The sequence below is a fragment of the Anaerolineaceae bacterium oral taxon 439 genome, assembly GCA_001717545.1.
GTDB lineage: Bacteria > Chloroflexota > Anaerolineae > Anaerolineales > Anaerolineaceae > Flexilinea.
This window is the reverse complement of sequence record CP017039.1, coordinates 1,009,529-1,031,819: the sequence shown is the minus strand read 5'-3', so window position 1 is coordinate 1,031,819 and position 22,291 is coordinate 1,009,529. Positions and strand designations below refer to the sequence as shown.

At 55.6% G+C, this 22,291-nt stretch carries 18 protein-coding genes; 4 read left to right on the top strand and 14 right to left on the bottom strand.

Annotated elements, in window-relative coordinates:
• Positions 1 to 14: 14 nt before the first annotated feature.
• The 3 genes from BEQ56_04625 to BEQ56_04615 form a co-directional block, all read right to left on the bottom strand.
• Entirely contained in the window at positions 15 to 1,439 is a 1,425-nt protein-coding gene (locus BEQ56_04625) for a glucuronate isomerase (GenBank protein ID AOH42823.1), read from the bottom strand.
• Positions 1,432 to 1,683: a hypothetical protein gene (locus tag BEQ56_04620; GenBank protein AOH42822.1), complete on the bottom strand. Its 252-nt coding sequence runs from the start codon at positions 1,681 to 1,683 to the stop codon at positions 1,432 to 1,434. Before BEQ56_04620 ends, BEQ56_04625 begins: the two co-directional genes overlap by 8 nt.
• A 126-nt stretch (positions 1,684 to 1,809) precedes the next feature.
• Positions 1,810 to 2,436, bottom strand: a complete 627-nt coding sequence (locus tag BEQ56_04615; GenBank protein ID AOH42821.1) for a hypothetical protein — start codon at positions 2,434 to 2,436, stop codon at positions 1,810 to 1,812.
• A 394-nt stretch (positions 2,437 to 2,830) separates the two neighbouring features.
• Between BEQ56_04615 and BEQ56_04610 the strand changes: the two genes are divergently transcribed.
• From BEQ56_04610 to BEQ56_04600, 3 genes are all read left to right on the top strand, one after another.
• Positions 2,831 to 3,418, top strand: coding sequence for a hypothetical protein (locus BEQ56_04610; GenBank protein AOH42820.1), 588 nt, complete (start codon positions 2,831 to 2,833; stop codon positions 3,416 to 3,418).
• Positions 3,419 to 3,504: 86 nt separating this feature from the next.
• The gene (locus BEQ56_04605) at positions 3,505 to 4,926 is read left to right on the top strand and encodes a hypothetical protein (GenBank protein ID AOH42819.1); all 1,422 of its coding nucleotides are present in this window, start codon (positions 3,505 to 3,507) and stop codon (positions 4,924 to 4,926) included.
• Positions 4,896 to 5,789 carry a hypothetical protein gene (locus BEQ56_04600; protein AOH42818.1) on the top strand — a complete coding sequence of 298 codons (894 nt, stop codon included), beginning with the start codon at positions 4,896 to 4,898 and terminating at the stop codon, positions 5,787 to 5,789. Before BEQ56_04605 ends, BEQ56_04600 begins: the two co-directional genes overlap by 31 nt.
• A gap of 13 nt (positions 5,790 to 5,802) precedes the next feature.
• On the opposite strand, the gene BEQ56_04595 is transcribed toward BEQ56_04600, so the two are convergent.
• From BEQ56_04595 to BEQ56_04570, 6 genes are all read right to left on the bottom strand, one after another.
• Positions 5,803 to 7,512, bottom strand: a complete 1,710-nt coding sequence (locus tag BEQ56_04595; protein ID AOH42817.1) for a hypothetical protein — start codon at positions 7,510 to 7,512, stop codon at positions 5,803 to 5,805.
• Entirely contained in the window at positions 7,505 to 9,370 is a 1,866-nt protein-coding gene (locus BEQ56_04590) for a hypothetical protein (protein AOH42816.1), read from the bottom strand. The genes BEQ56_04595 and BEQ56_04590 overlap by 8 nt, the downstream gene beginning before the upstream one ends.
• A gap of 85 nt (positions 9,371 to 9,455) precedes the next feature.
• Entirely contained in the window at positions 9,456 to 10,193 is a 738-nt protein-coding gene (locus BEQ56_04585; protein AOH42815.1) for a hypothetical protein, read from the bottom strand.
• Between the two features lie 74 nt (positions 10,194 to 10,267).
• Positions 10,268 to 11,707, bottom strand: a complete 1,440-nt coding sequence (locus tag BEQ56_04580; GenBank protein AOH42814.1) for a glutaminyl-tRNA synthase (glutamine-hydrolyzing) subunit B — start codon at positions 11,705 to 11,707, stop codon at positions 10,268 to 10,270.
• A gap of 8 nt (positions 11,708 to 11,715) precedes the next feature.
• Complete coding sequence (locus BEQ56_04575; protein ID AOH42813.1) at positions 11,716 to 13,302, bottom strand: glutaminyl-tRNA synthase (glutamine-hydrolyzing) subunit A; 1,587 nt, start codon at positions 13,300 to 13,302, stop codon at positions 11,716 to 11,718.
• Between the two features lie 3 nt (positions 13,303 to 13,305).
• Positions 13,306 to 13,632, bottom strand: a complete 327-nt coding sequence (locus tag BEQ56_04570; protein AOH42812.1) for a hypothetical protein — start codon at positions 13,630 to 13,632, stop codon at positions 13,306 to 13,308.
• Between BEQ56_04570 and BEQ56_04565 the strand changes: the two genes are divergently transcribed.
• Positions 13,631 to 13,879 carry a hypothetical protein gene (locus BEQ56_04565; GenBank protein AOH42811.1) on the top strand — a complete coding sequence of 83 codons (249 nt, stop codon included), beginning with the start codon at positions 13,631 to 13,633 and terminating at the stop codon, positions 13,877 to 13,879. The genes BEQ56_04570 and BEQ56_04565 overlap by 2 nt on opposite strands.
• Positions 13,880 to 13,908: 29 nt before the next feature.
• On the opposite strand, the gene BEQ56_04560 is transcribed toward BEQ56_04565, so the two are convergent.
• The 5 genes from BEQ56_04560 to BEQ56_04540 form a co-directional block, all read right to left on the bottom strand.
• Complete coding sequence (locus tag BEQ56_04560; protein ID AOH44406.1) at positions 13,909 to 14,751, bottom strand: ABC transporter permease; 843 nt, start codon at positions 14,749 to 14,751, stop codon at positions 13,909 to 13,911.
• Between the two features lie 5 nt (positions 14,752 to 14,756).
• Positions 14,757 to 15,626 carry an ABC transporter permease gene (locus tag BEQ56_04555; protein ID AOH44405.1) on the bottom strand — a complete coding sequence of 290 codons (870 nt, stop codon included), beginning with the start codon at positions 15,624 to 15,626 and terminating at the stop codon, positions 14,757 to 14,759.
• Between the two features lie 193 nt (positions 15,627 to 15,819).
• A complete protein-coding gene (locus tag BEQ56_04550) occupies positions 15,820 to 17,043 on the bottom strand; it encodes a sugar-binding protein (protein AOH42810.1) in 1,224 nt (407 codons plus the stop codon).
• Positions 17,044 to 17,606: 563 nt separating this feature from the next.
• The gene (locus BEQ56_04545; GenBank protein ID AOH42809.1) at positions 17,607 to 19,859 is read right to left on the bottom strand and encodes a hypothetical protein; all 2,253 of its coding nucleotides are present in this window, start codon (positions 19,857 to 19,859) and stop codon (positions 17,607 to 17,609) included.
• A gap of 19 nt (positions 19,860 to 19,878) precedes the next feature.
• Positions 19,879 to 22,254 carry a hypothetical protein gene (locus BEQ56_04540; GenBank protein AOH42808.1) on the bottom strand — a complete coding sequence of 792 codons (2,376 nt, stop codon included), beginning with the start codon at positions 22,252 to 22,254 and terminating at the stop codon, positions 19,879 to 19,881.
• Positions 22,255 to 22,291 lie beyond the last annotated feature (37 nt).

The window sequence follows — 22,291 nt, the reverse complement described above, 5'->3', positions numbered from 1 at the left end:
ATCTGAATCCTGCGTCAGAGCCCATAAATCGCTTTCGGCTGATCATAGCTGAGAAGCTTCGCCAACTCATGCGCGTCGTCCAGATCAATAAAGCTGCGGCAAACCATTTTCGCCAGCCAGTTCGCCAGAACGCGCCGGAAAACGTCATGCCGCGCCGGGATCGAGGGAAACGCGCGCGTATCGTCGATAAACCCGCTCAGGTTATACAGTCCCGCCGTCTCGACGACCGAATCGAAAAATCGGGTCATCCCGTTCCAGCTGTCGTTGAACCACCACGGCGGCCCCAGTCGGAGCGCGGGATAATGACCCGCGAGCGGCGCTAACTCGCGCGAATACGTCGACTCGTCGATCGTAAAGAGGACGAGCCTGAAATCCGGATGGTTGCCGAATTCGTTCAGGAGCGGGAGAAGATGCTTCGTGAATTCGGTTTCGACCGGGATATCGCAGCCCTTATCCGCGCCAAACCGATCGTAAATAAACTGATTATGGTTGCGAAGGACGCCCGGATGAAGCTGCATGACAAACCCATCCTCACAGCTCATCGCCGCAAACTCGCAGAGCATATGCGCCATGAAATCCCGTTCCTTCGAAACGTTAACGTCGCCCAACAGCGCCCGGCGGAATATCTTATCCATCTCCGCTTTCGGGAGCCGGTCCGTATCGGTCGCGAAAACGCCATGGTCGGCGGAAACCGCCCCCATCGATTTAAAAAACGCACGCCGCTTCCGCAGCGCCTCGAGATAGCCGTCAAACGTGCGGATCTTCACGCCGGAGGCTTCGGATAAACGGGCGATCTCCGAAGGAAATTCCGGCGAACGAAGCGCGACCATACTATCCGGACGAAACGTCGGGCGGACCCGCGTCTCCCAGCCGCTCCGGCGAATTTCGTCATGAGCCGATAAGGAATCAGCCGCGCCGTCCGTCGTACAAAGCGTCTCGATATTCAGCCGGTCCATCAGCGCGCGCGGGCGAAATTCGGGCGAAGCCAGCTTCTCCGACAATTCGTCATAAAGCCGGTCGGCGTTGTCCGAATCGGGGATTTCGTCGATCCCGAAAACGACCTTGAACTCATAACTGAACCAGTTAAACGACGCCGTCCCGCGCAGCAGGTAAAACTTTTCGCAGAACCGCCGCCAGACGAGGCGGTGATCCGATTCGCTCCGACCCGGAACGCCGGGACGGAGCCGGATCCCGAAATCCTCGAGCTGCATCCCCTGCGAATAAAAGACCCGGAAAACGTAATGATCCGGGATAATTAACGCTTCCGCCGGATCGCCGAAGCCAGTGCCCGTTTCGGTAAAAAGCGCGGGATCGACATGCCCATGCGGACTGACGATCGGCAAATCGCGGACGCGCGCGTAAATTTCAAGCGCATTTTTCTTTTGCGTCGGGTCCGGGTCAAAAAAGCGATCCTCCGGGAAGAGCCATTTTTTACTCATGAAATCTCCTATGCGATACCGCTGAAACGGCGCACGGCGGCCGGTCCGCCGTGCGGCTGCGTTTATACAGGTAAGAATTATTATACGCAGAAACGCGATAAAAGCAAAGAAAAAACTGGGTTTTCGCCGTTTTGAATGACGTTTCTTTCAGGATTGCAAGAAGCCCCCGAGGATTCAGGAGTCCGAAGCTCGGAATTACGAAATACTTCCTGAAACGCCGCGAAACGGTTTCATCAAGCCGCAAATACCGGGGCCGCAGAAACGAAAAACCGCCATTCCGAAAAACGGCGCGAAAGACGCCAGATTACCGGAGGCACTCGCACCAATTCGATCAGAAGACGGCTTTATTTCAGCGATAACCGCTTCGAAGTTACCGCGGTCCCTTTACGCCGCTGACGACCGACCATGCGTCCTTCGTCTTCCCTTCGACATCCATGAAACCAGCCTGTTTCAGCGCGTCAACCTGATCCTCCTCCGTATAAACCCTCATTTCCGGACAGTTTTCCATCCAGATCTTCGCGGCCTTCGGGTCGTTAACCTCGTTCATCAGAATAATCCGTCCGCCCGGTTTCAGGACGCGCCAGATCTCTTTCAACCCGCCGACCAGGTCCGGCCAGAAATAAATCGTTTCGCAGCCCATTACACCGCCATACGTCGCGTCCGCAAACGGCAGCGCCATCACGTTCCCCTCTTCAATCCGGCACTGATCGCCCAGCCGGGCGGCGTGCAGCTTCCGACTGACGCGGACGCTTTCCGGCGAATAATCGACGCCGTCAACCGCGCTCCCGGGATACAGTTCAAATAAATGCTGGATATTCCTCCCCCCGCCGCAGCCGACATCCAGCAACCGGTCGCCATCGTTAAAGCGAAAGCTTCCCAGAGCCCATTTCGCCATCGGGTCATGGCCATTCCCCATTGACTTCGCGAAAACCCGACCGAAAAAACCTTCAGGCTTCCGCGCGTTTTTCATGATGAATCGAATAAAAAAATTAGACATTCCCTGCCTCTTTCCGGTACCTGCGTACCAACTTTATCTACATTAGCTAAGTATAACCGCACTGGACCGCGAACCGTCAATCTCGCTGGAATCATTGGCGCAATCAGCCACAGCGAACTATAATTTGCCAATGGGATATCGTTCAGCAAACCGTAAACGGAGACTGCGATGAAACAACCGGACACGTGGGAACGGATCCTGCGGATTGCAAAATTTCAAATCGTCCCCCGGGACATGCCGCGGGAACGGGTTGCCCGCCTTTTTTCGCGGGAATGAAAGCGCAGGTGGAAATCAGTTGACCGCCGCGGCTCAGTTGATCCCGGCAAGATTCAGGAACCGCTGATTTCGCGAAGAGAGGAGAAAAAACATCGTGAAAAACGACGCGTTGAAACACATGAAAAACAGTTATATCGCCAACGCTTATCAGAAATTAAAGGACGAGGCGCTCCAGGCAGAAGTTATCGGTCGTTTCGATCAGCTTTTATCGGAAAACGACTTGGGGAATAAGATGATAGCGTATCACCTGGTGAAAGCGATTTTACCCGCGATCGCGTTCCACGATGTATTAACCAGCCATGGCGCCGACAACGGAGACAGCAAAGAACAAATCCGCGAATCCGTCCTGAACGCGGCGAAATCGGCGGCCAGCCTGTTCCAGGTTATCGGAAAGATCCCGTTCTTTTTTCCGCTGATGCGCCGGATGGTCAAAATAGGGTTGCGGACAAAATACGGCGAAGCCGGCTGGGATTTCGTTTGGACCCGGGACGATCCCGCCGCGCTGGTCTGGGACTGCCGGCGCTGCCTCTATGCCGATGTTTTCCAGAAATACAGAATGCCGGAGCTGACGGAAATCTTCTGCGAAAGCGACGACGTCGCGTATGGAAATATTCCCGGCGTCCGCTGGGGCCGAACGCAGACGATCGGGCGGGGAGATCCGATCTGCGACTTCAAGCTGTACAACGAAAAAATGAAGGGGATTTAAGATTAATTCGCCTCTGATGCCCGCCCCGCGCGGCCTTTTCCTCGCCGTTCCAGGCGCCGCCGATCGGGATCGCGTATAATCGGGTCATGAACCCTTTTCTCCGTCGCTGTATCCTTATCGTCTGCGTTCTTCTTTTGGTCAGCGATCATGCCCTCGCCGAGACGGCGTCTAAAACCGTCGACGTTCCGTTCGTCGTCGCCTGCCCGTTTGCGACCGTCGCCGACGAGCTGTCTTTCGACGCGCTCAGGGCGCTCTGGCGAAAGGGGCTCGCTGAAACTGAAGAAATCGCGCATCTGACGCTGCGCCCCGAGGCGATCGCGCTATTCAGCGATGCTTTCGGCCCGCCCGACCCCAGCGCAATCTTCACCGCTGTCGATCCGGTCGGGAAAATTCGCGGCGGGAATCGAGGCTGCGCGCTGATTCCCGCGGTCGAGCTGACGCCCGAGCTGAAACGGATCCGTGTGGGCGCTTCCCCCGCGCCCTGGGACGCAGCGTACGATCCCACGGCCGATCCGCTGAATCGGAAAGCGCCGACGGATGGACCATTCGCGGAGAAAAGCTTTGATCCTTTGCTGGTCAGCCGTGTCCTGATTACCGGAACGACCGCGCTGACGCGGAATACGTCGTACGCCATGGCGCAGCACGGCGCGGCCTGGGCGGGAAGCGCGGTCAAAGAAATATTTGAAAGCGCGGATATCCGGCATATCTCCAACGAATCTTCATTCTGGACGAAATGTCCGGAGCCGATCCGGAGCCGAACGATGCAATTCTGCACGCCGTACGAAGATTGGCGCTTATTCGAAAGCCTGGGCGTTAACCTGATCGAGCTGACAGGGAATCATCTCCGCGATTATGACTGGCCGCCGCTCCTCGAAACGTTCGAGCTCTTCGAACGCGAAGGGGCTCCCTACTATGGGGCGGGACGGACGATCGAAGCGGCCGCCAGGCCGTACACCCTTCGGCATAACGGCAACGGATTCGTATTCCTCGGCTGCAACAGCGCCGGTCCGGAACATGTTTTCGTGACCGGGACGCTACCCGGGGTCCATCGCTGCGATTTCGACCAGCTGGAAGCCGACGTCCGGCGCTACGCCGAAGCGGGAAAAATCGTCATCGTAACGCTTCAGTATGGGGAAGCGTATTCGCGAAAACCGGGCGACTACCAGAAACGCGATTTTAACCGGATCTCTGAGGCCGGCGCCACCGTCGTCAGCGGTTCGCAGAGCCACTTCGCCCAATCATACGGAGTCGCGTCAGATCGAATCGTGCATTACGGCTTAGGGAACCTGTTTTTTGATCAGATGGATACCCCGATCGTCGGAACGCGGCAGGAGCTTCTCGACCGCCATATTTTTTACGACGGGCGCCTGCTGCAAACCGAAATTCAGACGACGATGCTGACCGAGTTCGCGCGTCCGGTCCCGATGACTTCCGCGGAACGGAGCGGTCTCCTGAGCGAGATTCTCCCATTGACGGAATGCCTGGAAAGCCGGGAGGAGGCGCGCTGACCGCTTGGGAACCGCAATCTTCGGAAAATTTAACGTTCCCGTCCGACTGTTATGAATTCGTGACGCGGATTGTTTCTGTCCAGGAATCAACTATAATTTTTGCTATGATGAAACGACGAATCTGCCTGCTGGTCCTTTGCTTCGCGTTTTTGGGGCTGGACGCCAGGGCGCAGGGACAAAGCGAGACGGCGGGAAAGATCCTGATGTTCGACGAGCCGATGATCCTGAGTATCTACCTGCCGCCGAACTTCGAGCCAAACCAGAGTTATCCGTCTCTCTACCTGCTGCATGGCCAAAGTCAGGACGTGACGCTCTGGACGCGCCTCGGCGTCCGCGAAACGCTCGATGAGCTGATCCTGAGCGAGCGAATCCAGCCGATCATTGTTATCATGCCGCAGGAGGAGAACTATCTCCAGGACGTCGAGAAGTCGGACTTCGAACGCCGCCTGATCGAAAACCTGATCCCGTTCGTCGAACGGAATTTCCCGGTTATTCAGGCTCGATCGGCGCGCGCGATTGGCGGGATCAGCCGCGGCGCCTTCTGGTCGCAGCTGATCGCGCTGAAAAATTACGATCTGTTCGGCGTCCTGGGACAGCATAGCCTGCTGACCGCCTATTATTCAACGTCCAGCCTGATCCGGATCTTTGAGGATAGCCGCGACCTGCCTACGCTGAAAATCCGAATCGATATCGGGAATGAGGATTTCTATGTTGAAGAGGAGGCGGTCTTTGCGAACCAGCTGCAAACGTTGAAAATTCCGCATACGTTTATCCTCAACGAGGGCAAGCATGACGAGGAGTATTGGAAAACGCACCTGCGCGACTACCTGATCTGGTACGCGGAAGCGCTGGAGACGGAGTAACCCCGGCGCGGAGCTACCCGCGGATACGATCCCGCGCAACGCCGATAAAGCGCCGGCAGCGTTTCAGGAAGCCGAGCCGCTCCCGGCTCGGGACGAGGATATCAGCGAACTGCAGCGTCGTAAAATTCTGATCGCGAATTCCGACATATTCATTCTGGAACCAGTATTCCATCGCCGCAAACAGCTGTGTCAGCTTCTCCACGCCGGCAAGACGCAATAAATCGATCCCTGCCGCGGTTATTTCTCGCGCCACGTCTGGGTAATCGAGCTCAAAATAGAAAACCGCACGATACAAAATAAACTCGACCGGGACCGGAAAATCGAAGGTCCATTCCATATCGGCGACCTGCCATGAATGATCCACAATCAGGATATTCTGCGGAATGAAATCAATATCGACCTGATCACAGGCTGAAAGCCCAGCCGGAACCGCCGCGACGCCGAAAATCTCCCGGAAACGATTCGTCGGCTGAAACGGGCCCGTCGCCATGCCGCGAACTTTTTCACAATAGGCTGAGAACGCGCCGTTAAATCCCGCCCAGTCGGCGGACAGCGCCAGCTCCGCCAATCGATCCCCAAGCGACATGCCGGAGAGATAGGGGATCTCCGCGAAACCGTCCTTCCAGGCTCCGGATACCACGTTTACGCCCACCTTCTCAAATCTCTCGCATAGGGACGACCCATTTTTGCAGGCGTTTTCAATATGCGCACTACCCTCCGGGAACATCGGAAGTTTCCGGACGATTCGACGTCCGTCGCTTCCAAGCCGGATCTCGGTTCGAACCTGAAACCGAGAGGCCCTTGAACTCGAGAACCGAACATGGATCATCATGTCTCCTGATGAATCAATCTCCGCTCGTTCAAGCACGACGAAAAAGGCGTTCGCAAAAAAAGGATACGCGCCATCGGCCAACAACCGCTCATACGCCGGCGATTCTTCAAAAAGGCGCATGCGTTCGCCCGACCATGAAAACGAGTTCAGCGTCAGCGCGCCGCGGTCCGGCAGGAAATCGTCCGAATAAATGGCGCGCACGAATTGATGATCCGGATAGGGATAATACAACTTCGCATGGGCAAGCCCCGCGGCGTTCGCAGCACGCAGAACCTCCTTTCGCGTAACCCCAAAAGACGGCAGATCTGAAGACGCTGAAGCAAACGGGAAATAGCTCAGATTCCGATTTTTATCAGCATAGGAGCATCCCGCCCAATATTTCAACCCGTACCGATTCGGCAGCGCGAGAATCACGCGCCCCTTCTCCTGAAGCAGGGCGGCGTACTCCGCGAGCCGGGAAAGGTCTACCTCTTCGCCCATCAGCGTAATCACATCAAATTTTCGGACGGACGCAAGAGCAATAATATCTTTAAAATCACTATTACAGATCGTTACGTTCTTACGCCGCCGCTGACGGAAGCGATTAATTGCGCTGCGGACCTCTGATGCTTCATAACTGACGACAGCCCCTGCACGATCGGCGAGCGCGCCAGTCAGCGCTCCATAGCCAGAACCGATTTCCAGAACCCGGCTATCCCCACCCAGCTCGAACCAGGAGACAGCGTTGCGGCGTTCGGAAAAAAGCTCCGCTGCAAGAAAAGCGCTTTTCCGTTCGCGAACGATCCGATTCCAATCCCGTTCGTCATAATCGCGAACGATCGATACCAGCGCCAGCTCCTCCTCCGTCAGAGGCAGACTGAAAAGATCGTCTTCCGAATAAAGCTCAGCCACGATTAAACCTGAACCTTCGGTATAACTTAACCGCGCCTTCCGGGCACATCTGCCGAACGCGATCCTTCAGCTTCCGGACCAACCGAACGGGCAGCGGGATTTTTTGAATAGAGGAAAGGAAATCATCAAACGTACTCGTGCGGACCTCCTCATATTCTTTCAGCACGCTTTTCGTCTCGTCAAACATCGTCTGATAATCGGATATCAGGACGCGCGCATATGCGTCCGACATCACCCAGCCCGATAAATAACGCTGAGACGCGGCGATAAATTGGAAAATACGCTCGATCGCGTGAAGAAACGTTCCGTCGTTCGGAAGCGGCTCAGGCGGAAAATCTTCGAGCGTAAAGCCGGCTTCCAGGATCGGCGCCAACGCTTCGCGCCGGGCCCAGAAAACCGACCCGATCGCGATCAGCCGCTTCCGCCGGTCGATCTTCGCTTCAAGTCCGAGCCGCTTTCCAAGCGCAGCGACCTGATCATAGCAGATCGTCCAATAGTCCACGCTCGACCAGAAATACGTTCCCCAAAACGGCGGCGGCGGAGCTAACAATCCTAACCGCGGGTTCTGATCAAACGTGGTCAGGACATTCTCAATATAATCAGAACTATGCAGCGTCGCATCCCAGATCGAATCGGCAAAGGCTTTTCCAACTGAGCTGAACTCTTTCTGTGAGCTTTTTTTATCATGAATGAAGCAGATCACATCATAGCGCGTGATCCAGCCGGCGCAGCCAACCAGCAGTGCGGACAGCTCCCGCCCGCGCGCCGGAACAACCCGAATAACAGCGTCAGCGCGGACAGCCGGGCGTATTTTCTCCGCTTTGTCTTCCGAATCCGTCGTAATCACGAGATCGATCCAGGCCGGAACGTTCCGAAGATACGCGGCGCAATCCTCGATCAAATCTGCATAATATAAATGCGCAATGACGCAGACTTTTTTCCCGGACGGGGCCGCCGCCGCGATTTTCCCACGTCCCGGGAGAACGAAATTCAGGTTCAAAATCTCCTTCAAATCCGCCGCGTCATATTTCCGCAGCAGATGATCATAAACGAGTTTGAGGTCATAGTCATACGTTTCCTGAATAAACGCCAGCGACCTCTGGAAATCGAAGCCATCGTTATAACGCAGCCCCAGCCTGCGCGGGATCATAAACGAACGCCGTTTCAGGACTGGATAATTCCGTTTCGAAAGGAGTTCGTAAAGCGCGAACGAATGCGGATCGAAGTTTTTTCTCCGATCCGGGCTCTCCAGGTCAGCCGTATCCGAAAACGCGCCCCAGCGATACCCCAGATCTTCAAAATATCTCGTCAGCACCGCGCAAAACCGATCGCTTAAATCTCTCGGGTCGATAATCTCAGGGAATCGCTCCCAATAACGAAAGAACTCCCCGCTTTGAATCGTTTTTTCACCGAAGGCCAGGAAATACGTCTGCAGGTAGCGGGGCCGGTAGCCATAAGGACTGCGTACTCCCGGAGCCTCCCCATGAACGCTCAGGCCCCAGAAATCGAGCTTTCGCTCTTCCATACGTTCGAAAATTGTTTGAAACGGAATAAACGGACCAAAAAACGAATCGTTCGCCAATACGACCTCATCGAACGTCCGGAGCTTCGCCTCGCCGCAGATCGCGACGATGCCTTCTTTCCATGCCCCCGCGTCAAATCCGCGGTTCTCGCGGACTACGAACGTGTCGGCGAAGCGGGAAAGACGCTCCCGGCCTTCGTCCTGAACAACGCCGTTCACAATGACAATCAGCTCGGTTAAAACTCGCCGTAAGTCGGCCAGAAGGAAGGTCACGTAATCGTCAACGACTCCATCTGCGTCATAAAACAGGAAAATCCCCAATCGCCTTTTTTTCATCCGCAGCCGACTCCCTTCAAGCTCGTCACCTAATTATACCAACCGCGTGATACGATTCCCATCTTCGACGGCGCATACCTCAAACTCACCCTCGCGTCATCCATTCCAGCATCCGCCGGATATAGCGTTCAGGATCCTGCGCCATATTTTCACAGTGCCGGCAGTGCGGATGCCGGGTAAAATCCACGTTCGGGAAATATCTCCGGATCGCTTTCAGCTGTGTGCGCTCCGTCGTATCCAGCTCAATATGCACGCGCCGCTGCAGCCCGATCGGCATCGGCTCCAGCCGGTAATCCGAACATGCGGCAAAAATCCGTTTCGCGCTTTCCGCGTCAATTTTGAGGCAATTTTCAACCAGTATTTCCGCGATTTTTTCAGGATACACTTTGCTGATGAATCGAACGACCGCCCTTCGGTTCCGTCGGGCTATCCAAAGCGCCATAAAATAAAAACCCAGCAGAAAACGCCGCATCACTTTCGCCCCATTCAGCAGCGACGCCCCCTCCAGCCACACTCTCTCAAACCGAATCTCATCCCGCTTCAGCAGCTCGTACGCCAACGCCGCGCCCATCGAAGCGCCGAAAACAAGCTGAATCTGCGAATGCCCCGTTTCCAGGAGCCAATCCGTCAGCACCGTGGCTTCCGCTTCGACCGACTCATAACCGCCGGATTTTCCGTGTCCGCCCTGATCGGGAAAAATTACGAAATAATCGTCAGGCACAAATTCCCGGAAGATACCGAATAACGTCTCGCCCGGAAGCCCCATCGGATGAAGCAACAGAATCGCCGGACGATCCTGTCGGCCAAACGTGTGGATATACATGAATTTTACCCCCTGAACAAAGCCGCCTTATTCAATTCGGAACAAGGCGGCATCACACTTTTATAGAGAGGAAACTATCCCCGGAGCAGCTCCGACAGAATCGCCTTCGCCATTTCCGGATCGGCCTTCCCGCGCATCTCCTTCATCACCTGACCCACGAACCAACCAATCAGCGTCTCTTTCCCGCCGCGATAAGCCGCGACTTCCTTCGGGTTCCCGTCTACAATCTTCCGGCAGACCTCCCGGATCGCGCCTTCGTCGCTGACCAGCCCCAGGCCCAGTTCCCTGACGATATCGCCCGGTTTTTTCCCGGTTTCGAGAACCTTATCGACGAGCGATTTTCCGGTTGAAGTATTGATCGTCTTCGCGTCCACGAGCTTGATAATCTCGACGAGATCCTCAGCGCGAATCGGAAGCTCGGCCAGCGAAACGCCCTTTTCGTTAACGACGCGCAGCACTTCGTTCATCATCCAATTCGAGACGCGCTTCGTATCGCCGCCATACAGCCCGCACGCCGTTTCGAAGAATTCGGACGTCTCGCGATCCGCGGTCAGAATCGACGCATCGTACGCCGGCAACCCCAGCTCGTCCATGAAGCGAGCCCGTTTCGCGCGCGGAAGCTCGGGCATACTTTTCCTGACCTCTTCGTAAAACTCAGGCGAAATAACAACCGGCATCAGGTTCGGTTCATGGAAGTAACGATAGTCCGCCGCGGTTTCCTTGGAACGCATCTTCCGCAGCACCTGCGCGTCGTTATCCCATTCAATCGTCCACTGCTCGATCTTATTTCCGGCCTCAACTTCCCGGATCTGCCGCTGGACCTCGTTCGTGATCGCGGACCGGACCGCTTCGATCGAGTTGATATTCTTAATTTCGCAGCGCTTCCCCAATTCCTTCGACCCCTTCGGCGCGATCGATACGTTCGCGTCGCAGCGTAAATGGGCGCGCTCCATATTGGCTTCGGAAACCCCGATCCAGCGCAGCAGCTGCCGCAGCTTCATCAGGTACGTCGCCGCCTCGTCCGCCGAATGCAGATCCGGCATCGTCACCATCTCGATCAGCGGCACGCCGCAGCGATTCATATCGATCAGGCGAACGCCGCCCTCGTTCTTCGTCTTTCCCGCGTCCTCTTCCATATGCAGGTTATGAATATGAACGCGAATTTCCCGCCCGTCGTCCATATTGAAGTCAAGATAACCGCCGACGCCAATCGGCCGCGTATCCTGCGTAACCTGATATCCCGAAGGAAGGTCAGCGTACATATAATTCTTCCGATCAAACAGAGACGTCAGGTTCACCTCGGAATTCATCGCCAGACAGAGGCGCAGCCCCTTTTCAACCATCGCCTGATTCGTCGCCGGAAGCGATCCGGGAAGCCCGGCGCAGGTCGGGCAGATATTCGTATTCGGAGCGTCGTTCCAACTATCCGCTTTACAACCGCAAAACGCTTTCGTGACCGTATTCAGCTGGATATGCGTCTCGAGTCCGATCGTTACTTCGTATTCAGTCGCCATTCGCACTCCTATCGTAAGGCCATCGGCTTTACCGATCGCCATTCTTCATCAGCAGTCGCCCGCTCAAACGCGTACGCCGCGCGGAGAATCTTCGATTCGCAATAATCGTAACCAGCCGCCTGAAGCCCGATCGGCAGCCCTTCCTTCGACAGGCCGGCGGGGAAGCTGATCCCCGGCGTCCCGGCGAAATTCATCGGCGAGGTAAACTGATCGGCGAACTGCATCAGCAGCGAATCCTTCGCGGTCGCGCCGCCGAACTCAAACGCCGGCGACGGCGTCGACGGCGTCAGCAGCACATCCAGGCGATACTTTCCGTCCGGATCAAACGCATGATCAAAATCGGCGCGCAGCAGGCCGCGGGCCTGTTGCGCCCTGCGATAATATTTCTCGTAAAATTTCTCCTGAGAGATAAAAATTCCTGTCAGGAGACGCAATTTCGTCTGGTACCCGAACCCTTCGCCGCGCGTCTTATAGTACAAATCGTACATATCTGCAACGCTTCTTTTCGTCGGGACGCCGAAGCGAAGGCCGTCGTAGCGCTGGAGATTCGAATACGCTTCGATCCGGCTGATCGCGAAATACGCCGGAACCGAATACTTCGTATTCTTCATCGGCACGTCCTCAATAATTTCAGCCCCAAGCGCGCGGAATATTTCAACCGCCTGATTGAACGTGGAAAGGACGTCCGAATCAATCGGCGCCCCGGCGTACTCGCCGTTTGCGTCGATATGCGTAATTTCAAGATAATCGGGAGAAATCCCGATCCGCATTCCCTTGACCCCTTTGACCATTTCAGCTAAATAATCGTCGATCGCAACCCGACCGGTCACACCGTCTTTCGGATCCGCGCCGGAAATCTCGCGCAGGACGATCGCCGCGTCAGCAACCGACCTCGCCAATGGCCCGATTGTGTCCATCGAGGAAGCGAACGGAATAACGCCATAGCGCGATACGCGTCCATACGTCGGCTTCAATCCGACCGTGCCGGTAAACGCCGCGGGCTCGCGGATCGAGCCGCCGGTATCCGTCCCGAGGGAAATCGCCCCTTCGTCCGCGGCAACCGCCGCCGCCGATCCGCCCGACGAACCGCCGGGAACGCGCGTGAAGTCCCATGGATTCCGGACCGTCGGTTTAAACGCCGTCGTTTCGTTCGATCCGCCGAACGTAAACTCGTCTAAGTTGACCTTACCGAACAGGACCGCGTCAGCCTGATCCATCTTCTCGATCACGGTCGAATTATACGGCGGCTTCCATCCGTCCAGGATTTTCGCCGCGGCCGTCGTCTGGATTCCCTTCGTACAGAATACGTCCTTCGCCGAATACGGAACGCCCGCCAGCGGACCGACCGCTTCGCCGGCGGCGATCCGCCGGTCAACCTCCGAGGCCTTCTCGCGCGCCTCCCGCTCGGTCAGCAGGATAAACGCATGAACCTTTTCCAGGTCCTCGGCCGTCTCCGTCGCGCCGACCTGTCCCCGGCGGCCGTCAACCTTCCTGACCTGCGCGAGCGTCGCGTCCAGAAGCTCGACGGCGCTGATCTTGCGGTCCCGAATCAATTTTGCCTGTTCAAGGGCGGTTAAATGAGTTAAATCTGTCATAAGTCAGCTCAATTTCTGATGCGGAACGTCCGGCGCGACAATATAACCGTCCTGCGTTCGCGGCGCTTCCGCTAAAATTCCGTCAACGTTTTCAAACGGCGTCCATACGTCTTCCCGAAGCGGGATCCGAATCTCCTGCGGATATGGATTCCCATGCACGACCGCGGGCATGTCAACGTCCAGCGGGATCGCGCTTAACTGATCGATGACCTTTATCTGCGCGTTCATCTTCGCAATCATCGATTCGGCCTCCGCGGGCGTCAATTCGACCTCGCCGACCTGAGCGAACTGCTCGAACATCTCCTTCGTAATGATCACTTTTTCTGCCATGTTTATACCTTTACAGTATCTCGGAATGGGGTCAGCTGAATTTCCGCTGAAAGACAACCGATTTATCTGGGTATTTTACCAAAAAACCGCCGTTGAAATCCGTACGCCGCTTTTTTTCAGTGCACGAACGGTATGGCCGAATCGCGTTTTAAATCCCGCGCGGCATTCTCTCACGACCCTCCAACGAAATAAGACAAACCGGCCCCATGAGGCAGCCGGTTCCGATCCGACAAAACCTTTGGAATGATGGCAACGCCTCGCGGCTTGTCTCCTGACTTACCCCTTAATCGCTCCCGCGGTCAGACCTTTGATAAACTGGGACGACATCAGCAAATAAAGAATGATGACCGGCAGCGCTGAAAGCGTCAGAACCGCCAGGACGCGGCTCCAATCCGTTTGATACTGTCCGAAAAGACGCGTCACGCCGAGCAACAACGTCTTCGATTTCTCATCCGTGATAAATAACAGCGGGAACCAAAGATCGTTCCAAAACGGGACAAGATTATAAATCGCGACCGTCGCCATCGCCGGTTTCAGCAGCGGCATAATAATGACAAAGAAGATCTTCAGCCTTCCGGCCCCGTCGATAAACGCCGATTCCGTCAATTCTCCCGGGACCGACCGGATAAACGCCGTCATGATAAAGACCGAAACCGGAAACCCCATCGCGACATAAATCGGGATCAGGCCCCAGATCGTATTCAGCAGGCCAAGCGCTTTCACAATCTGGATCAGCCGGATCGAGGCGATCCGGATCGGCAGCATCATACCGGCGACGATAAAGAAGAAGACCAGATTCGAAGCCTTCCCTTTCCAATTCGCCAGGGCGTAAGCCGCGAACGCGCCGAGCGCCAGCGTTAACGCCAGCGAAATGACAACGACCAGAATAGAGTTCATAAAATAACCCATGAAGTCGCTGTTCGTGAAAACGTATTGATAATTCTTGAGATTCCATTTCTCCGGCAGCCCGAAAGGATTATCATAGATCGAAAATTTCGTTTTGAACGAATTAATGATCATGATATAAATCGGGAACAGAACGATAAAAGACCAGACGACCAATACAATATGCGACGGAATATGCATGTTCTGCACACGTTGTGATTTAAAGATTTTCATATGGGTCATGCCTCCCTTTGCGTCTTGATCAACGTCGGAACGACGAAAATCGTCAGCATAATAAAAATAACCGTCGCCAGCGTCGCGCCCAACCCCGGATTCGGGATCGCGACCGGATGTTCGCCAGCAATCCCTAAACGATAGAAGAAAGTACCAATAATATCGGTTGAATAATTCGGCGGACCGTTCGGGCCCTCCATCGCGTAAATGACGTCAAAAGCGTTAAAGTTATTAACGAACGTCAGGATCGCGATAATCCCGACAATCGGCATGATCAGCGGCAGCTGAATAAACCGGAACATCTGCCACCCGCTGCACCCTTCGAGCGAAGCGGCCTCAATAACCTCCTCGGATATGCCTTGAAGCGCGGCGAAGAACATCATCGTCGGAATTCCGACCCACTGCCAGCAGCTGACCAGCGAAATAACCGGAAGCGCAATATTTTCCATCCCCAGATACGGTTGAGAAAGAAATCCGAGCCCCATTTTTTCAAAAACTGAGCCGGTCCAAACCGGGTTCAGCAGCAGCTTCCAAAGATAGCCGGTAACCAGAATCGACAACGTAACCGGCAGGAACAGGATAGTCTGATACCCTCGAACCCCGCGCATCGTCTTGTTCGTCAGGATCGTCGCAAATAACATTCCCAGAACGTTCTGGACGCACATATGAATCGCGAAAAAGATCCAGGTATGCCTGAACGCGCCCCAGAACCTCTCCTTCAGGATCGGATCGGTAAAAAGCGTTATATAGTTCGAAAAACCCACGAATTGGCGGATCCCATCGTTCGTCTGATAAAACGAAACCCGAATCGAATCGATCAACGGCCATGCCATGAAAAAGATATAAATCAGTATCCCCGGCAGCAAATAAATCATCCAATAGTGCCAGCTCGGATTAATATCCGAACCGCCCCGGAAAATTCTTCTGCGCCGGGAACCCGCCGGTTGAGCCATATCGTATCTCCCTTTTTTATCCATGAACTATCGACAGAAAAGAGGCCGCGCGGCGACGTCATACATGACCGTCCGGCGCAGCCTCTTCTTTAATGAATCGCGCTTCGGAAAAAGCTTACTTCGCCGTCAGCGCTTCCCAGGCGGCCTGGACGCTGTCAGCCGCGGCCTGAGGCTCCATCGAACCTTTCAAAACGCCGTTGCAGGCTTCCAGCATCGGGGTATACAGGTCGATCATCTTCGGCCAGACGAAACGGGCGTCGTTCTCTTTTCCGTCGCCGAGCGCAAGCATTTCTTTCGCGCGAGCATCGCCAAGCTCGACCTTATTCAGCGTGTAAGGGAAGAAACCGGCAGGCAGGTATTTCGCGAGGGTATCCGTCCCATCCTGAGAGCAGAGCCATTCAAGGAAAGCCTGCGCTTCTTCGGGGTATTTCGTCGCCGGGTTCATCGCGATAGCGGCGTCCGGATGGAACTGCATCCGCGTCTCCATTCCCGCAGGCGCCGGGATCGCGAAGAAGCCGAGATCAAAATCAGCATCGTCATAAACACTGATATTCCAGGAACCGTCGACGAACATCGCCGCTTTTCCCGTCGCAAACAGCGCCTGGCTGTCGTTATAGGTAACGGACTCAAAACCCTTCGGGAAGAACGGAGCGAGCTTCGCAAGATCGGCGTAGGCCTTTACCCAGGCCTCATCGTTCATCGGCTTTTCACCGTTTTCGTATTGCGCGCGGACGTCCGACCCGCCGATCCAACTCGGAACCATGCCTAAGAACAGGCATTCGAGAACATCCCAGTTATCGGCGATACCGTTGGCGAACGGAACGTAACCGGCGTCCTGGAGCTTCTGAGCGACGTCAAGAAGCTCTTCAAACGTCGTCGGAATTTCCAGTCCAAGTTCGGCAAAAATGTCTTTATTATAATAAACCGCGGCGTTGACGGCCTGAATCGGAACCGCGAAAACGTCCCCGTCAGCCGTCCAGGGGGCAAGATAGTCGAGCGAAAACGCCGTGTCCAATCCCTTCAGATCATTCACTTTCGCGAAAAATCCGCTTTTGTAAAGATCGGCGCCGGTCGCGTAAGAACGAGCGTACATCAGATCCGGCGCGGTCCCGGCTTCCAGCTGCGTGCGTAAAGTCGCGTTGTAGTCCGTCGGGTTGGTCGGCTTGAATTCAATTTTCACGCCTGACGCAGCTTCATACGCGGCGAACAGCTCGTTCATCGCGTCGACATCGTCCGCGCGCCATGAACCCATGACAAGCGTAACGTCAGCGGCAGCAACCCCTGATACCAGCGAAACGAGCGCTAAGACAGCAAGCATCAAAACTAACGATTTTTTCATTCATCTACTCCTTTTTTTGATTATCGTTTAGAGCGGCGCAATCCACGCCATAACATCATGTAAATAATTATACCCGTCTTTAGCGGTTCACGCCAGATTTTTTAGCCTGTTGTCCTGTCGGTTTATCAAGATGCGGTCCAGGCTTTTGAAGATGAATTTCAGGAAACTGCGAAGGGAAGAGCGACTTCAGCGGACGCCTTGGGATATCGCCCTGCCAGCGGTCGCGAACCTTCAACTATCTCTTGAAATCCGCTGACAAACAGAACGACGAGCCACGTAAACGCGCTCCGTTACTATTTGCGAAAAGAACGTTCGGCTTTCATAATACGCATCCTTACGAATCTTCATTCTTAGAACATTATTATCAACGCCTTTTTTAATATCACGTGCAAAAGTCAGTGCGTTTTCCCCAAACTACCCGGCGCGCGGACGGGCGCCCGCCATGAAATTCAAACGGGCTGATGACCCGGAGCCTCAGCTATTCAGGCTTGATTCCCCGCGATTTTTCGCGGCCGCTCCGCGCCGCATCAGATATTTCCGAACCAGACCGGAATCCAATCTTTCTAATTCAGAGTGACCCGGATCACAGGACGAACAACGCCGCGGTCGTCATTCACATAAGCGCCGTCAACGTCCGGCGCGCCGCCAACGAAGATGCGCGCCGCCTGCCTGGCGTCAAGCCCGCCGGATCGGAGCCACCACCACGCGTTCCCGACGTAGCCCTCCTCCTTCGACGTCCAGGCGCCTCTGGCTTCCGCGTAATACGTCGGCCGGCCGATGCGCTCCCGATTTCCGGGAAATAAGCGACGGACTTCTTCCAGACTGAGCAGGAAAACCTTATCGGGCGTACTGTTTCCGCCCGGCGTCCCGTGAACCGGATTATCCGCGTTCAGGACACGCGTTTCCTCGATCAGCCGCTTTTCCTCTTCATTAAAAGCGCTCTCGTAAAAATCCGTATTCAGCCAGTTCCGCAGCGAACACGTTTCCCAGGTGACATCAAGATACTTTTCATGATAGCCTTTTTTATCCAGCCCGTATCTCGTGATCATCATCGCGCTCTCATCGGAAACCTCCAGAACCTGCCAGACGATCGGTTCGCTTCCATTCGTTAAGTCGTTATCCTGCTCATAGCGTCCGAATTCGATCGTGTCCCGGACGCTCAGGTTCGCGAACCGATTCGTACGGGCGGGCGTCTCCGTCGGGAACTGAATTTGAAGATCGATCGCGCTTTCCGCTCCCGACTCCGGCGTTTGGATCAGCGCCGCCTGCGTCCGGATCTGCTGAAACTCAGCGATCATCGTCAGCGCCGCCTCGTCCGACGAAGCGATGATATGAATCGAATCCTGCGATCCGATTTCGATCAGGAGTTCAGCTGACACCGTCTCGTCCAATGAATTCGAAGATGCCTCGCCTTCCGACCCGCCGGATCCAGCCAGCAGCGTGGCCGTCCGGCTCAACGAAGCGACCTCCGTCTCTAACGGCGCGTTCGCTCGTTCCGTCAGCGCCAACGACACCGAAGCGAGCTCTGTCGCCCGATCCGCTAACGCTGACGCGGTTCCCTGAATCGCGGTCCCGCGCGCCATTTCAGTCCTTTCAATAGACGCCGCCACGATTTCTGTTTCCCGATACGCCGATTGCGAGGCCGTTCTCGCCGCCGCTGTCGCCGGCCGATTTTCCGTCGGACTGGAAGGCCCCGTCGGCGTGATTTCCGGCTTGACGAGCTGGATCCGCGGCGTTCCCGTGGGCAGAAGCTCCGGTTCCACCCGGGTGCGCAATACGCCCAGCAGCGCGGCGCCGACAATCAGAAGCGCCGCCGCGAAAATCCCGACGCCGCGGAACCAATTCTTCCGGGATGGGGCCCCCGCCGCCTCGCGAACTCTTCGAAAATCCGTTTTTCCAAAACGGACCGAACTGTTTGTCGTCGAATCCGTACGAGGAGACGCCTGGATCCCGGTATTTCCGCTCGCCGCCTGCGCGAGGGATTGCAGCCGCAGTCCCTCGAAGTCCCGTAAATAATCTTTCATCGTCGGATAGCGGGCCTCCGGCTTTTTCGCCATCGCGCAATTAAGGAATCGCTTTACCGATGGATTCAGCTCCGGAACGATCTCGCGCGGATCAGGAATCGGATCATTCGCCTGCTTAATCAGGATATCGACCGGCGTCTCTCCCCGATACGGTTTTACGCCGGTAATCAGCTCATAAAACACCACCGTCAATGAATACGCGTCCGATCGCGCGTCGATCTTCTGTCCGCGCCCCTGCTCGGGCGCCATGTATTCCGGCGTCCCGATCCCGAGGCCCGTTCCGGTCAGCGTATACGGGTCGTCTTCATCCACCATCCACTTCACAATCCCAAAATCCGTCAGGATCACGCGTTCGTCTCTGGTAATCATGATATTCGACGGTTTGATATCCCGGTGCAGCAGGCCTTGTCCATGGACATATTCGAGCGCCTCGGCAACCGGACGCAGCAGCCGTACCGCCGCGTCCACCCGCAGCGGCTTTTTCACGTCCTTCAACGTCACACCGTCAATATATTCCATGACCAGATACGGCGCTCCCTCATGTACGCCATAATCCAGCGCCTTTACAATATTCGGATGGTTCAATTTCGCGAGCGCCTTGGCCTCCCGTCGGAACCGCTCCGTCATCGGCGCCAACTGTTCCGGCGGGAACGCGCTTTTCCGGATCAGCTTGATCGCGACGACCCGGTCCAGCTGCGGATCGTGCGCCTGATACACGATCGCCATTCCCCCGCGCCCGATCTCCCGCTTGATTTCGTACCGCCCGATCGTCTTAATGCTGTCGTCGCTCATAGACTTCCCTTTTTACTTATCAATTCACTTCAATCAGTACGCCACGGACCAGGTAGCGATATTTATATCTATCTTCGCTCGCATCATACGTCGTGCAAGTCATCAAAGTGATCCAGCTGCCTTCCTTCCGCGTCATCATCTTTTCAACGTCCGTTTCGAGCAGCTGTTCGGATTCGCGAATCTCGTACGTGTACGTCTTGCCATAGGCTTCGATCATGAACTTGTCGCCGTATCTCAGGTCTTTCAATCCGAAGAACGGACCCGGGTTGTTGTAGGCGGCCCAGACGTGGGCGGTGATGATCGAGTTACCTTCCCAGGTCGGATACGCCGACCCCTCGAGGTAGCCGGCGTACTGTCCGAGCCACGCGATATCCCATTCGCCGTCAACCCGCAAGATGCCGATGATTTCGAGCGACTGGTTCAGGGCCGGAATCTTCATGAGCAGCTTCGATGTCTGGTAGAGCTTCGCAGCCGGCTGTTCCGGCAGTTTCGTGATCCGCCCCGGAGCGAAACCGGTGCGCGGCAATATTTTCCCAACCTTTATATCCGCATACGGGTTATCAACCGAAAGCGTCGCAGCTGGTTCCGGCGTTTCCGTAGGCAGGCTAAGCTCTGTCAATCGGATCCGCTCCGCCTGCGCCCGTGCCGCCGCCTCTTCTTCCGTCAATCGGATCCGTTCCGCGGCGACCGCCGTCAGCGTCATTTCCGTAACAATCGCCGCCAACTCCGTTTCTTTCTGATGAACGGCAATCGCCGTTCCCTCAAGATTCAGCTTCGCGGCGGTTGACGTCATATCCTGCGCCAGGCGCGTTGCTGCAAAGGCTGGCGTCATTGTCAGTACCGACGTTCCGGCAAGCATGGGCGTAGAAACCGGATTACGAGCCGGATAGTAACCTTGTTTTGTTTCGGTTAACCGCTGATTGAACGCGGTTACCGTTTCGTAAAGCGCCGCTTTTTTCTGCTCTGCGATCGCCGTATGCGTTGCCATTTTCCTTTCAGGAGACTGAGTTTCAATGATTTCCTGCTGCGGCTCGATCAGCGTCAAACCCTGACCCATCGCCGGTTCCGTTTCGGTCATCGCAATCGGTATAAATTCCGACGGAAAGACGGTTCCCGACTGCACGGGAGCCTCTTTCCCCTGATGATTAACGACAGCCGTCGGTTCCATCCCAATCATGGGGATGTCCGTCTGACTTCTCTCAACGCCAAGGATCATCTCAGTCGGCGTCCCCATCGGTTCAACCGGCAATCTTCCGGCCCGACGCTGAATTCCGATCCATCCCACGAGAATCGCCAGCAGTCCCACCGCAGGAAGGAGCCAGCGCAGGCGATTCGGTTTTCTTACGGCGGCGTTTTTATTCTGATGATCCTCCGCTTTTGTCGTCACGCGCCCCGTATTGTCTTCCCCTGAAGCTTTCGGCGCCTGGCTCGAACGGTCTTCCGCCGCCTCGCGAACCCTCCGCATGTCTGTTTTCCCAAAGCGGACCGAGCTGTTTGTCGTTGGATCCTTGCGCGAAGTGACCTGAATCCCTGTATTTCCGCTCGCCGCCTCTGCGATCGACTGCAGCCGCAGCCCGTCCAGATCCCGTAAATAATCCATCATCGTCGGATACCGGTCCTCCGGCTTCTTCGCCATCGCTCGATCTAAGAATTTCTTTACCGATTCGTTCAGCTCGGGAATAATCGTTCTTGGATCAGGAATCGGATCGCTGACCTGTTTCGTCAGCACTTCAAGCGGCGTTTCGCCGGAAAACGGTTTTCTCCCGCTAATCAGCTCATAAAATACCACCGTCAGCGCATACATATCCGCCCGCGCGTCGATCTTTTTACCCAACCCCTGCTCCGGCGCCATGTATTCCGGCGTCCCGATTCCGATCCCCGCCCCCGTCAGCGTAAACTGATCCGATCGATCTTCCAGCCATTTCGCTATCCCGAAATCCGTCAGCATGACCTTCTTCGTCGCCGTAATCATGATATTCGATGGCTTGACGTCACGGTGGAGTATCCCATGATCATGGACGTATTCAAGCGCCTCTGCGATCGGACGAATCAGCCGCACCGCCATTTCTACCCGCAGCGGCTTTTTCACCTCCTTCAGCGTTATTCCTTCGAGATACTCCATGACCAGATACGTCGACCCTTCAAACTCCCCGTAGTCTAAAACCTTCACGATATTCGGATGGTCCAGCTTCGCCAACGCGCGCGCTTCGCGCCGAAAGCGTTCCGGGAGCGTTTCCAGCTGATCCCCGGTAAACGCTCCCTTCCGGATCAGCTTAATCGCGACCGATCGATCCAGATGCGGATCGTGCGCCTGGTACACGACCGCCATTCCCCCGCGCCCGATCTCCCGCTCGATGATGTACCGCCCGATCGTCTTCATGCTGTCGTCGCTCATATTTTTACGCCTCACTCCTTAACTGCCATGCGCATCA